Origin of the sequence: Paraburkholderia ultramafica, from assembly GCF_902859915.1 — a bacterium.
Lineage (GTDB): Bacteria > Pseudomonadota > Gammaproteobacteria > Burkholderiales > Burkholderiaceae > Paraburkholderia > Paraburkholderia ultramafica.
Map to the genome: position 1 here is coordinate 26,642 of NZ_CADIKK010000041.1, position 11,562 is coordinate 38,203.

Annotated in this window: 15 protein-coding genes; 11 read left to right on the forward strand and 4 right to left on the reverse strand. The window is 57.8% G+C overall.

From position 1 onward, the window contains the following. Positions 1 to 10 precede the first annotated feature (10 nt). On the forward strand, positions 11 to 2,293 hold the full coding sequence (locus HV744_RS30930; RefSeq protein ID WP_175153134.1) for a DotA/TraY family protein: 2,283 nt from the start codon (positions 11 to 13) through the stop codon (positions 2,291 to 2,293). A gap of 46 nt (positions 2,294 to 2,339) precedes the next feature. Here the strand turns inward: HV744_RS30930 and HV744_RS30935 are convergent, their stop codons facing one another. Further along, positions 2,340 to 2,699 carry a hypothetical protein gene (locus tag HV744_RS30935; RefSeq protein WP_175153135.1) on the reverse strand — a complete coding sequence of 120 codons (360 nt, stop codon included), beginning with the start codon at positions 2,697 to 2,699 and terminating at the stop codon, positions 2,340 to 2,342. A 106-nt stretch (positions 2,700 to 2,805) separates the two neighbouring features. Further along, the gene (locus HV744_RS30940) at positions 2,806 to 3,087 is read right to left on the reverse strand and encodes a hypothetical protein (RefSeq protein ID WP_175153136.1); all 282 of its coding nucleotides are present in this window, start codon (positions 3,085 to 3,087) and stop codon (positions 2,806 to 2,808) included. Between the two features lie 387 nt (positions 3,088 to 3,474). Between HV744_RS30940 and HV744_RS30945 the strand changes: the two genes are divergently transcribed. Genes HV744_RS30945 through HV744_RS38340 form a run of 3 tightly spaced genes read left to right on the forward strand, consistent with a single transcriptional unit; the run spans position 3,475 to position 5,454 of the window. Continuing rightward, a complete protein-coding gene (locus HV744_RS30945) occupies positions 3,475 to 3,960 on the forward strand; it encodes a 3'-5' exonuclease family protein (RefSeq protein ID WP_175153137.1) in 486 nt (161 codons plus the stop codon). A 56-nt stretch (positions 3,961 to 4,016) separates the two neighbouring features. After that, entirely contained in the window at positions 4,017 to 4,328 is a 312-nt protein-coding gene (locus HV744_RS30950) for a hypothetical protein (protein ID WP_175153138.1), read from the forward strand. A gap of 46 nt (positions 4,329 to 4,374) precedes the next feature. Then, positions 4,375 to 5,454, forward strand: coding sequence for a 3'-5' exonuclease (locus tag HV744_RS38340; protein WP_343056480.1), 1,080 nt, complete (start codon positions 4,375 to 4,377; stop codon positions 5,452 to 5,454). Positions 5,455 to 5,713: 259 nt separating this feature from the next. On the opposite strand, the gene HV744_RS30960 is transcribed toward HV744_RS38340, so the two are convergent. Both HV744_RS30960 and HV744_RS30965 read right to left on the reverse strand, forming a co-directional pair. Then, positions 5,714 to 6,163, reverse strand: a complete 450-nt coding sequence (locus HV744_RS30960; protein WP_246279273.1) for an AlbA family DNA-binding domain-containing protein — start codon at positions 6,161 to 6,163, stop codon at positions 5,714 to 5,716. Next, positions 6,160 to 6,453 (reverse strand): nucleotidyltransferase family protein, encoded by a 294-nt coding sequence (locus HV744_RS30965; protein ID WP_246279274.1) that lies wholly within the window; start codon positions 6,451 to 6,453, stop codon positions 6,160 to 6,162. Before HV744_RS30965 ends, HV744_RS30960 begins: the two co-directional genes overlap by 4 nt. Before the next feature lie 249 nt (positions 6,454 to 6,702). On the opposite strand from HV744_RS30965, the gene HV744_RS30970 reads away from it, so the two are divergent. The 7 genes from HV744_RS30970 (at position 6,703) to HV744_RS31000 (ending at position 11,553) form a co-directional block, all read left to right on the forward strand. Continuing rightward, positions 6,703 to 7,848, forward strand: coding sequence for an ImmA/IrrE family metallo-endopeptidase (locus HV744_RS30970; RefSeq protein ID WP_175153141.1), 1,146 nt, complete (start codon positions 6,703 to 6,705; stop codon positions 7,846 to 7,848). Beyond that, positions 7,820 to 8,347, forward strand: coding sequence for a DUF4411 family protein (locus HV744_RS30975; RefSeq protein WP_175153142.1), 528 nt, complete (start codon positions 7,820 to 7,822; stop codon positions 8,345 to 8,347). Before HV744_RS30970 ends, HV744_RS30975 begins: the two co-directional genes overlap by 29 nt. A 165-nt stretch (positions 8,348 to 8,512) precedes the next feature. Further along, positions 8,513 to 9,595: a hypothetical protein gene (locus tag HV744_RS30980; RefSeq protein ID WP_175153143.1), complete on the forward strand. Its 1,083-nt coding sequence runs from the start codon at positions 8,513 to 8,515 to the stop codon at positions 9,593 to 9,595. Positions 9,596 to 9,738: 143 nt separating this feature from the next. Beyond that, the gene (locus tag HV744_RS30985) at positions 9,739 to 10,020 is read left to right on the forward strand and encodes a hypothetical protein (RefSeq protein ID WP_175153144.1); all 282 of its coding nucleotides are present in this window, start codon (positions 9,739 to 9,741) and stop codon (positions 10,018 to 10,020) included. A gap of 3 nt (positions 10,021 to 10,023) precedes the next feature. Next, a complete protein-coding gene (locus tag HV744_RS37765) occupies positions 10,024 to 10,986 on the forward strand; it encodes a FitA-like ribbon-helix-helix domain-containing protein (protein WP_246279275.1) in 963 nt (320 codons plus the stop codon). 54 nt (positions 10,987 to 11,040) lie between these two features. Further along, positions 11,041 to 11,271 carry a hypothetical protein gene (locus tag HV744_RS30995; protein WP_175153145.1) on the forward strand — a complete coding sequence of 77 codons (231 nt, stop codon included), beginning with the start codon at positions 11,041 to 11,043 and terminating at the stop codon, positions 11,269 to 11,271. 111 nt (positions 11,272 to 11,382) lie between these two features. Further along, a complete protein-coding gene (locus tag HV744_RS31000; RefSeq protein WP_175153146.1) occupies positions 11,383 to 11,553 on the forward strand; it encodes a hypothetical protein in 171 nt (56 codons plus the stop codon). Positions 11,554 to 11,562: the final 9 nt, after the last annotated feature.

An 11,562-nucleotide genomic window follows, 5' to 3' on the forward strand; every position in this document is an offset into this window, starting at 1 on the left:
CGAGGCGACAATGAAAAAGATCCTTCTTTTCGCGGCGCTGGTGGCTGCATCGGCTACAGCAGTGGCCGCCGATGGCAGCGCCGGCATAAGCCTTCATGCGTTCACGCCCCCGGCCGGCGATGCGGCGGTCGGGTTCCTGAGGGAAGTTTTCGGCTCCGTGATTGACACGATAGCTGCGAGTGGAGACGCCCAAGGGGGGGCCGTGAATTCGACGCTTGGCGCCATGCTCCAGCCGTTCAATTCCGCGGTGCTATTTGTCGGCATGCTGTACATGGTCTACACAACGGTCAAGGGAACCGTCGATTCCGCGCACGATGGCGAATTCCTCGGTTCCAAAATGTCGTCGGTGTGGGTTCCTCTTCGCGCCGTCGCCGGCAGCGGCATGCTGTTACCGGTCGCATCTGGCTATTCGCTTATTCAGGTCCTCGTGCTATGGCTGGCAATCCAGGGGGCAGGCATCGGCGATGCCGTGCTTAGTGGAGGGCTTGACTACGTTGCGGAAAACAACATGGTGAGCCAGCCCAATTTGCCGTCGACGCGCGCACTGGCAGCGAGCATCTTGCGTGCAGAAACCTGCGCTGCGGCAATGAATCAGCAATATAAGGCCTCGGGCCGGGCAACGCGCATCACGGAGCAAGAGCACGCGGCAACAGTCACGAACGGCGGAGAGGTCAGCATGGGTCAAGGCCTGGCCGCCGGCGTAGCCGCCGGCCCCCTCGGGGCCATCGCATCGGCGGCCAGCGACCTTTCGAACGCCACATACACTGTGACCGCATACGAATGGGCTGCGAACGACAACAGCTATCAGAATCCGGCTGTGTGCGGCTCCCTGACATGGCAAGAATCAGCTGCATCGTCCAAAGGAAGCGGCAGTTCGGCTGTCTCCAAGTCTGCACTGATGCAAGCGCACGATCAAGCCGTGCGCCAGATGATGACGGATCTGCGGCCCGTGGCCGATCAAATTGTGGCGGGCCAGAAGCCGGCGGTTGGTGCGCTCGATGCGGCGGCCAATCGATACCAAACGACACTGACCACGGCCGCGAAATCGGCAATGGATGCCGCGCAAAACAATACGCGCAGCGACTTCATTACCCTCGCTAAAGCGTCAGGCTGGATCTTCGTGGGTACGTGGTACAACCATCTGATCCAGTTGAACGACGCGATGCAGTCGGCGCTGAACACGCTGCCACAGAGCGCGCCGGTCACGATCGACGACAAAGAAGTAGGGCCCGTGCTGACAAATTATCATGATGCGCTCTTGGTCCTCGACGAATATTCGAAGAACGGTGCGGACGCCGTACAGCAGGCCTATGACGAGCAAGCCAAGGCTGACGTAAAAATCCCGCGCAGCTGGGCCGACTTGGAACGGCTGCTGTCTCGCCCGGCGCAAGGGGCTATCAACAAGTTCACGCAGCTGCTCGCCGGCAGTAATCTGAGCCATGTCGGCCAAGTGAAGGCGGTTGGCGACACCATCGTCGGCGGCGCCGAGGCGATCGTCGCTACGATGTTCACGGTGTCGGGGGTCGGGGATAGCAACGCTTCGAAGCTGACTATCGGCAACATCTTCAACATTGGTTCTGCACTCGCATCGATCTCCGGTGTCCTGACATCTATTGTCATGATCGTGCTTGGCGCAGGCCTCGTGTGCGCGTATTACGTGCCGATGATCCCCTACATCTGCGGGGTGTCAGCCGTCGTTAAATGGCTAGTGCTCTGCTTCGAAAGTGTGATTGCGGCTCAAATCTGGGGCGTGGCACACGCACACCCAGAGGGCCACGATGCGGTCGGCCAAGCCGGGCCCGGCTACATGCTCGCCCTCGGGCTGACGCTACGGCCTGCGCTAACTGTGCTCGGTTTCTTTGGGTCGATCTGGCTGGCGCAGCCGATAACGGGCTTCGTCAACCTGACCTATATGACAGCGGTATCGGGGGCTGAGCACAACTCCTTCACTGGTCTGGTCGGATTCATGGCCTATGTCGCCATCTACGCCCTAATCATGACCACGGTGATTCACAGTGTCTTCGCCCTGACGAACTGGGTACCGGACAACGTGCTGCGTTGGGTTGGTGGCCGACTTGCTGCCGAAGGCATCGCGGATCGTGAGCCCGGAGAAGCAGGGCACCGGTTTGAAGATGGAGTGAAGACCGCTCGTCAAGGAATTGGGCAAGGTGCAGGACGTGCAGCGGCGGAAGCTGCGAAACTCGATACGCCAAGCAGTGGGGTCGCTGGTTCGGGACAGCCATTAACCGATCTGATGCCAAACAATCATCTAACCGGCGGCACTTTCGACTAGAAACAAAAAGGCCGGCGTTTTGCCGGCCTTTTTGATGCTGTCTGAGTCAGATTTTTCGGAACGTCCTGCTCTCGAAATCCACTAAGTAGCCAGCTTGCCTAAAGTGGGCCGCTTCCGCCTCATCACCCATTTTTTTGAGCAGCGTAAGCAAGGGATGGTTAGGTGCGACCTGAGCAAGCGCCTCGCGAAGTGCCTTTTGCTGAACGTCGCGACGTGCAAGCTGCGCTTCAACCTGCAGCTTTGACAGCTCTGCGTCCGCTAGCTTCGAGTTCAACCCGTCGGCGTAGGACTTCCACTCGCCGACCACCCCTTTAGCTCGAGAAACAGCCAAATTGGCATCGCGACTCGCTGCGCGAGCGATCGCCATCCCCTGATTCTGGCCTTGGATAAAATCGCTGGTCGACATTCGATCACACCTTTGAATCTTCTGGCGGTTGCTTCGAGAGTCTGCATCCGAATGACCGCCGCCTGCACACACACTGGCCTTTGCCAGCCCGAGTTTATCAGGCCTCTCAGTCGAGCGCCGCTTCGACATTGCGCAAGAAGCGTTGAAACACAGCGCTGGCTCTCGGGTCTGTGTTCCAGAGCCGAGTGGTCTCTGTCTTCGCTGCGAGGTGGAACGCTGCCTGGGACTGCCACAGTGCCAGAATAACCCCATCGACGCTCGGCCTTGCCGACTCACGTAACGATTCAACTTCGTCGTCGAGCGCGGCGGGAAAGACCTCGCCGACAAGATCGTCGAGCACAAGGTCTGATACGGCTGACACCGATGAAATTGACGTCGTCATCATCATGCTTATCACCTTCTGCGTAGGATCTAGTATAGTTATTGTGATTCTCAAACTGCGAAAACACAAGGAGTTTTGTGATTCGTTTCCTTTTGTACAATATGCGACATGGAAACGAAGCCCAAACACCCTGGCGGCCGCCCTCGACTCCCCGATGGGCAGAAGCTCGTCCAGCGCTCGATAAGGCTCTCGGCCGAGCAATGGGCGAAGGTTGATCAATATGGGTTGGAGTGGCTGCGCCAACTCATCCAGCGAGCCAAGCCGCCTCGCAACTCGCCGCCGATTGACGAATGACTAACACCGCCGACTTTCCCGGTTGGACGGTCGCCGGCGCAAGGCTGGACGGCGAGGAACATAAGGTTGACGATGACTTAACACTCGACGAAGGTGACCATGTCCGTACGTGTGACAGCTCCGCGTAGCCCGTGGAAAACGCGTTACTTTGTCGATACCGAGTTCACGGACTTCATCGATTGCCAGCTCATTAGTGCGGCGATCGTGGGGGAGGACGGCAGCGAATTTTATGGTGAGTGCTCTGACTTCGAGCAATCCGCTTGCAGCGAGTTCGTGCGAGCCGCTGTGCTGCCGCAACTCGGCCAGTTTCCCGGCCGCTCTATGCCCGCCGCGCAACTGCGCGACGAACTGCGGGCATGGTTACTCGCCGTGCCTACGAAGCCGAAGCCGGTCCTGTCTTTCGATTATCAAGGCGACTTCGATTTGGTTCTGGATCTGCTCGATGGTGACATGCCGGCCGGCTGGAAGTGTGAGCACGTCGGTGGAAAGATCGACGTTGAGCGGCTGGAAGCGTATTTTCGCGAACACGGCGGGCGACACCACGCGCTGCATGACGCGCGGGCGAATCGATTCGCCTTCATATAAACGAATGGGAATGGCCAGCGAGACCAGATAGCCCAATGTAACCAGGAGCCCCAGAAATGACTTCCGATAACGACGAGATGCGCCCCGCGCTCACTGTCCGTGGACTGATCGAACACCTCAATTCCCTGCCGGCAGACGCCCGCGTGATCGTCGAGGGCTACGAGGGCGGCTTCGACGATGTGCTTGGCGCGCAGTTGCGCCCGATCATTGCCAACGGTGGCTATCGCGAGCAAGAGGGCTTTGGTGGTTCTCGATACTTGCCGCGCGATAATGGCATGGAAGGCGAGCACACGGAGGCCTCGGCAACAGAGCGCGACGACCCAGACTACGAGGAAGCGGTCTACCTCGAAGCCCGACGCGCGCGCTGATGCTATCCGCAACATCTACTGTCGGGAAAAAACAGGGAGATGTGAATTGAACCTGCCCCCAGATCTGGCAGCATGGGAAAGCGCCGCGCCGGTCGGACGCGAATTCGGTGCTATCGCTACGCCGTCGACGATCCTCGTTGTGGATCTCGAGGCCACGTGCGACGAAAACATGCCGTCGTTTGACATGGAAACGATCGAGATTGGTGCGGCTTGGATCGCGGCCGATGGAGCCGTCCTCGATCGCTTCCAAACGCTCGTGCGGCCGATCGTCAATCCAACGCTGACACCGTTCTGCACGCAGCTGCTCGTCGGCATTACGCAGGCCGACGTGGACACCGCTCCCTTGTTTCCGGCGGTCGCCGATGGACTGCGCTCGTTCGTCGCGAAACACCGGCAGGCCGGTTCCGTTTGGGTGAGTTGGGGAGCCTATGACCGCAAGCAGCTCGAACGGGATAGCGCACGGCACGGCATCGCCATGCCCATCGCTCTGCCGCATCAGAATGCCAAGCGCCTTTTTGCCAAGAGGCAGCGCATTGGCAAGGAAGTGGGTATGGCGAAGGCCTGCGAGCTGGTCGGCCTCGCCCTTGCCGGCACACATCATCGTGCCCTTGACGACGCGCTGAACGTTGCCCGACTGCTACCGTGGGTTTTGAGTAATCCCATCCCGGCCGCTGGCGTGGCAGCCCTCAAAGGCGTCATCCCCAAGCCAGCACGACCCGTGACGACCGACGAGATGCACGAAGCGATCGGCGACCATATCGAAGGCGAGTGGATGGGCAGTTCGCCCGGCTTCCTGGACGAAGGTCGCGGCGATCAGCAACAGGCAGGACGGACGAGGCGCTTTGGCACGCTCGCGGGGCGCGTCGCGGCCGCACCCGATTTCGACGCGCCTCTTGGGTTAAGGGTGGAAGTAGCCGCGCAGCTGCAGGCGGTTTCGGTGCAACTGCGCGCTGACGGTCGTCCGTGTCCGTATTACGTGCGACTCGCCGACATTCCGCAACCGTGGCGGGATGAGTTTCGCACCGCATTGCAAGGTTCGGGCTGTCCGGCGATCGTCGGTGAAGGCGAGTGTGCGTACGCGTGGGATTGGTCCGACTGGCTGCTGAGCCGATTTCCTCGCCGGTAGGCGCCACCGCGGCCGCGGTCCATCACATTTATGGCGTCAAGATCAGCATGGGGCGGTCTTGCCGCCTATCGTAGCTCACCTCGAGGCGCGAAAGAGGTTCGGCCGTCGACCACCCGGGCACACCTGCGGCGCAAACGTTCAGCCGCACGTGGTGCGCATCGCAGTGCTCGACGCGCCCTTCGGTCTGCTCCCGTGCACCGGGGGCTGGCCGATCATCTTGCAAACGCCGACCACGACTTTCGAGCGTGACCGGCCGTCCTCACATGTGCAAAATAGCGCGCGCTTTGTCGTTACGGCTGGCGATCAGCTCGTCGAATTGCTCAGGCCAGGCATTCACCGATTCGGAGCCTCGTCGAACGAATGCCGGGCCCGTAAAGTGCGGCCGCTCATCGCTCCCACAGATCTCGACCGCGACGACTGCGGTGCCTTCCGCATTCAGAACCCGAGCCGTATAGCGAATCGGCGGATAACATGTCTCCGCAGCCTCACGTACGCGTCGCTGAACGGCGTCGGAGTTCGCAACGCCGATGGCCGCCCCCGTCCTATCGTGGATGCCGATAAAAAGCACGCCGGTCTGATCGGGCGCCAGCGTATTTGCGAACGCGCTCAACGTCCTTCGCAGCTGCTCCTGGTTGACGCCGTCGGGCTTGCGTTCAACATAGTTGTCTTCGGGATCCCGAAGCCGGGCGAGCAATTCGTCGTCGGTCATGTAGCATTTCCTTCTCCGTCGGCCATCGACGCAAGCCAGACGCGTAACGGCTTGGCGTCACGCGCTACGTCATCCGCAATCCGCTGTGTCCGAAAGCCTGTTCCGATATCGACCGGCACTCCAAGAAGCTCTTTAAGATCGGCAATCAGCCTGCCGAGATCGAGCAGCGTGAAGCCGGGTGGTGCATCGATCCAAAGGTCAAGATCGCTTTCCTCCGTATCCTCGCCACGTGCGACCGAGCCGAATACCCGGACGCTTTGCACGCCGGCCGCATCAAGTATGCGAAGCACTTCAACACGGTGTCTAGCGAGCGCTTCAGACGGCCTCATGACGCTGGCGGATTGTGCATTGGGAGAGGAATGAGCAGCTTACTTCGGGGCGACGTCGTTCGGCAATGATCCGATTTTCGCTAGGAAAAGCATGCGCCGTGTTGGGCCGCAATCGCGCCATGCATCCACGAGGCCTAGCTAACATTGCGACGCATCCGAAAGCCGGAATGGCTCGGATGCTAGAATCCATGAAAACCGTCCTACGCTGAAATGACCGACGCCCTCCATCTATCTGCAACTGTGCTCGATTGGGCCGCCCATCAAGCGGGCAGCTCCTTACGTGAGCTGGCGGAGCGCGTCTCGACTCGAGCTGCACCAAACATCGAGCGCGGCGAGCTTACAGCCGCGCAAGCGATGAAGTTCGCGAAGGAAGCCGGCGTCCCATTCGGATACCTGTTTTTGCCGGAACCCCCAGCTAAACGCGAGCCATTGCCGATTGCAGATTTTCGTACGCTGCCAGACAAGCAGCCCCTCAGCAGGGACTTCTACGATGTCTTTGATGACATGGAGTTCAAGCAGGCTTGGTATCGAGAGTACCTGTTGCGCGAGGGAGCGGCACCACTCCCGTTCGTCGGCCGCTTCAAGGGACAACGGATCAAGGCTCGCGCGGTTGCGGATGATATTCGTGCCACGTTGAAGCTCGAAGCCGGCGGGGCCGCAGCTCGCAACGCTGACGATCTATATTCGTTTCTCGTCACCAAAGCAGAAGCGGCAGGGGTTCTTATCTTCAAGAACGGCATTGTCGGCAACAACACTCATCGGCCCCTTTCCGTATCTGAGTTTCGCGGCTTTGTGATCACCGACGAATTGGCGCCGGTGGTTTTCGTCAATGGGGCAGATGCGCCCGCCGCTTGGCCGTTTACGCTGATGCACGAGCTGGCACATATCTGGCTCGGTGAATCTGGTATCTCTGACAGCTCGCCAGCGAGTCACAACAAGCACGAGATACTGTGCAATGCGATAGCGGCCGAAGTACTCGTACCCGAAGAGAAATTTGCGAGCGCATGGTCGGCCGCTCGAGGAACGGCAACCGAAAAGGTCACGCTGCTGCGGCAGCAATTCCGGGTAAGCAGTCTCGTTGTTGTGCGACGAGCGCTCGATCTGCGGCTCGTACCGCATGACGTGTACGACGCGTTCTATCAAGACGCGCGCAAACGATCGGCCGGCAAGGACGGGGAAGGCGGCGGTGATTTCTATTTGACACTGGCTGTCCGCAACAGCAAATCGTTTTCGCGCAAGGTTGCAGCGCTGGCGACCTCCGGCGGGATTAGTTTCCGGGAAGCAGGTCAACTGCTCAATACGAATCCAAATAACGTAGCGGTCTTCCATGCCAAGCAACGAGCGCTTTCTGCTTGACTCCGACGTCTTGATCAGCGCAAAAAATCTCCATTACAACCCCAAGTATTGCGGAGCGTTTTGGGATTGGATTCTACAGGCGCATCAGGTCGGAAAGATTCTCAGCATCGATAAGGTGCGGGACGAACTTCAGGTCGGAAAACAGGAAGACGTATTGCACTCCTGGTCACAACGGCCCGAACTATCGGATTTTTTCGTATCCAGCAAACCCGCGACTGCGCAGTGGCGAAAATTGGCAGTGTGGGCAACGACTCGCACGCCCAAATATCTCCAGGCTGCCCAGGATAAATTCCTGGATGTGAAGTCGGCTGACGCCTGGTTGATCGCGTACGCCTCCACACAAACAGACGTGACGGTAGTCACCAACGAGAAAGCTGAACCCGCTAGCAAGAAGTCAATCAAGTTGCCTGACGCTGCTGCTGCCTTGGGCGTGAAAACCATCACGCTCTTTGAGTTGCTGCAGCTCCACGCGCACGGAACGTTCTCGTTTCAGATGTAGCGTGCTGACACCTACGAGTGTCGATAGGATGCCGACCTTGATTCCGGGAAAGAATAAACGCGCCGCGGGCGATGCGTTTCCACTCGTGGCATACTCTCATCGAAACTGCAGAATTTAAACATCACGACTTTCACTACCGCATTTTCTATGTAATCCGATTCGAATATGAATACAGCAAAGAAAAACGATAAAAGGGCAATAAATTCTGTTTGGGATTACTTGATTTTCTGGGCTATTGATTTTTTACCCAGCCTCGGGCTTCCGATCTTGTTTATTGTCGCCATCTGGATCGCACCCAATAGTTTTTGGGAGCCCTTAGCTTTGGCGCTTCAATTTTTCAAAATAAGTTTCGACCTCAGTTACATAAAGTCAATTGGCTCAATTTTCCTACTGGCGGCGGCGATAGTTTCCTATTTGAGAAGGAAACTCTTTGCCTATCTGGATGCGGAACCACAGCCATCCGAGCAATCGCGGACCTTAAGCCTAGCCGATAAAATCGAAAATAGATTTCAAAAAATAGATGATCAACTGGAACATCTGCGAAATCAAACACTCAACGTAACCGAGGCGGATCGCCAGGGTCTTTATAAGACCGCGTCTGAAAAACTCACAGACCAAAGTATCGGGCATGCCATTTCTGAGCTGGAAGCCCGCGCGAAAGAAAATTTTTCAGCACGGATGCGAGATCGAACGATACGCTTGCAATTTTCTACCACAAGACAACGACTCTCTGCAGAGATTGACGCATTAAAGCGCCGAGGAAATGCCAATTTATTCCTTGGCATCTTGATAACTGCGGCCGGCGTGACAACTTTAGTTTTAACCCTAACTTCATCCCCGATAGGGGTGGCCAGTGCATGGGATTTCTTTTCGCACTACTTCCCTAGGCTCACGCTGGTTGTTTTGATAGAGCTATTTGCTTATTTTTTCCTCCGATTGTACAAATCAAATTTGGATGATGTAAAATATTTTCAGAACGAATTAACCAATGTTGAGGCAAAACATGTGGCACTTCAAGCCGTCTTCTTCGCAGAAGACAAATCACTCTTGGCCGAAATTGTAAAAAATCTCTCGAATACAGAGCGAAATCACATTTTAAAGAAAGGTGAGACAACCGTAGAGCTTGAGAAAATAAGAGTGGAAAGCGATAAAATCAACTCCATCATAAAAGAAACCACATCTTCTCTAGTGTCTGCTTTCGGACGATCAGAAAAGCGGAGCCCGGGCACTGCACGCTCCCGGGGGTAAGTCTGCGACCGCGTGAGGGGCGAGGGTCAAAGGTGCGCAAGTTGGGACGGTCGGGAACATGGGAAAACCATTCCAGCTCCGTGGAGCTGGGGCGGCCGGCTGCAGCGCGGCCGCCCCAGCTGCTAGAGCACCTAGCCGACGCTATGCCTGTCGCTCCGCGCGCGCTCGCAAACAACGGCGAGCACGTCGTCGGCAATGTCGAGGATTGTGCGAATGGTGACCCCCTTCCGTCACCACGCATCAAACATCAGTCGTTTCACCGTCACCGCATCAAGCGTCGCCAAGTGAGCTGTGATTCGGTGCTGTTCTCTGCGTGGCTCGCCGGGGTTGGTGGCTATGCCGCCATGCTTAACGCGCTGAATCATATTGACGTCATTGCGTTTTGTATGAATAATCAAAACGCTATCATTTTGATATCACGGTGAATCATGTTCGGCAAAATGGCGATTCGCAACATCCCGGAAGAGGTATTGACGGCCCTTGAGGCGCTCGCTGCGCGCAACGATCGTTCAGTCGAGGCCGAAGCGCGCATTGCGCTCCGATCGCACGTGCAGCCTACAGTGGAGCGGGAAATCCGCAACACGCGCGTAGCCGAAGTCGGCACGCGGCTAACCAACGTCCTCGAACAGGTCAACCAGGTACGCGGCACGCGGACGCTGAAACCATCGCACATCGCGCAGGCAATCGGCGAGGATAGAGCCTCGGAGGTTGAGGATTGGTTTATCGGCCAGGAAGAGCCGACCTTCACGCAGCTCGCGTCCATCGCTGACTACTTGGGATGTTCCCGCGACTGGCTACAACATGGCGACGGCAAGATGTTCAAGGTGCATACCGAGCGTCTATCGGAAAGCGCCGGTGAGGCCGTCGAGCAGTTGCTTGATCTTAACGCCGAGCGTCCCGTTACGTTCCTGCATTTGGTGCGCGAGGAAAGCGCGGCCGGCGAGTTGCTGATCATCAAGCAGTACGACGATTGGCGCTGCGCAACCTGGACGACGCCGATTCATGTGTCCGACGCGATCGGCGCTGGCGGAGAGCGCGCGCTCTCCTGTCTCTCGGTGACCCTGCAGTTGCTATACGCGTATTACACGTCACGCCGCGGCACGCGAGTGCTCGTCAAGAGCTACCAGTTGCCAAGCGAAGCGTGCAAAGCAATCCGGGGAGGCGCGACACATCCGCTGGTGCCACTGCAAGACGGCTATGAGCGGCCCTGGTGGGAGGATTTTTGGGACGAGGGACAGTTCCGCGAGCACGCCGATTACTGGGTGGGCTGGAAAGCGATCTGCGAGCGGATCTTCCGCGTCGTGTCGAATGACGATCGCCTGAACCAATTGCGTGAACAGATCGCCCGAAAGCAGCATCCGCTGTTCCCGCATGAGTTCGGCATCGCCTAAAAAGGATCGATGGTGATCAATGGAAACGGCCGGTAGCCAAAGGAGAAAACAGAAGTGTCTATCGTCGAAGAATGGAACGTCGGCGCCGCCTCAACGGCGGATGAGCTGCTGATGATTGTCGCATCGGCCGCGAACGGGGTTCAGACTCAGGTGCTTGCATCATCTGTTTTGACTGATCCTAGATTCGAGGACGTGAAGCGGCGACTCGCACAGGTCGCTAGCGACCTCCGCGGGTTGGAGTACGACTTCGCATTGCTTGCGGCGGTGGATCCCAATATCCGATAACGGCATGGAAAAGCGGGGGCAACCCACATGACCAGTCAGGATAGCGCGAGCGCCCACTCGATCGACCACCCGAACCTATGCGTTGAACACGTGACGCTCGCGGCGTACTTCATGGACCGGTTGATTTTCAGCCCTTGGCCAAACCTGTGGCACCGACTGCGCATGCGCGCGTGGCCGAGCGAGCTCGATCGCCGGTCGGCGTATCTGTTGAAAACGGGCGCGATCCTCGGCGTGCAGCCACAACACGCCGATGACGCAGGCCATCCAGAGGGAAATCGATGAGCAAGTTCG

Bases quoted from the DNA above. Each gene is read 5' to 3' on its own strand.
- HV744_RS30930 (WP_175153134.1), top strand. From the start codon at position 11: ATGAAAAAGATCCTTCTTTTCGCGGCGCTGGTGGCTGCATCGGCTACA.
- HV744_RS30935 (WP_175153135.1), bottom strand. From the start codon at position 2,699: ATGTCGACCAGCGATTTTATCCAAGGCCAGAATCAGGGGATGGCGATC.
- HV744_RS30940 (WP_175153136.1), bottom strand. From the start codon at position 3,087: ATGATGATGACGACGTCAATTTCATCGGTGTCAGCCGTATCAGACCTT.
- HV744_RS30945 (WP_175153137.1), top strand. From the start codon at position 3,475: ATGTCCGTACGTGTGACAGCTCCGCGTAGCCCGTGGAAAACGCGTTAC.
- HV744_RS30950 (WP_175153138.1), top strand. From the start codon at position 4,017: ATGACTTCCGATAACGACGAGATGCGCCCCGCGCTCACTGTCCGTGGA.
- HV744_RS30960 (WP_246279273.1), bottom strand. From the start codon at position 6,163: ATGACCGACGACGAATTGCTCGCCCGGCTTCGGGATCCCGAAGACAAC.
- HV744_RS30970 (WP_175153141.1), top strand. From the start codon at position 6,703: ATGACCGACGCCCTCCATCTATCTGCAACTGTGCTCGATTGGGCCGCC.
- HV744_RS30975 (WP_175153142.1), top strand. From the start codon at position 7,820: ATGCCAAGCAACGAGCGCTTTCTGCTTGACTCCGACGTCTTGATCAGC.
- HV744_RS30980 (WP_175153143.1), top strand. From the start codon at position 8,513: ATGAATACAGCAAAGAAAAACGATAAAAGGGCAATAAATTCTGTTTGG.
- HV744_RS30985 (WP_175153144.1), top strand. From the start codon at position 9,739: ATGCCTGTCGCTCCGCGCGCGCTCGCAAACAACGGCGAGCACGTCGTC.
- HV744_RS37765 (WP_246279275.1), top strand. From the start codon at position 10,024: ATGTTCGGCAAAATGGCGATTCGCAACATCCCGGAAGAGGTATTGACG.
- HV744_RS31000 (WP_175153146.1), top strand. From the start codon at position 11,383: ATGGACCGGTTGATTTTCAGCCCTTGGCCAAACCTGTGGCACCGACTG.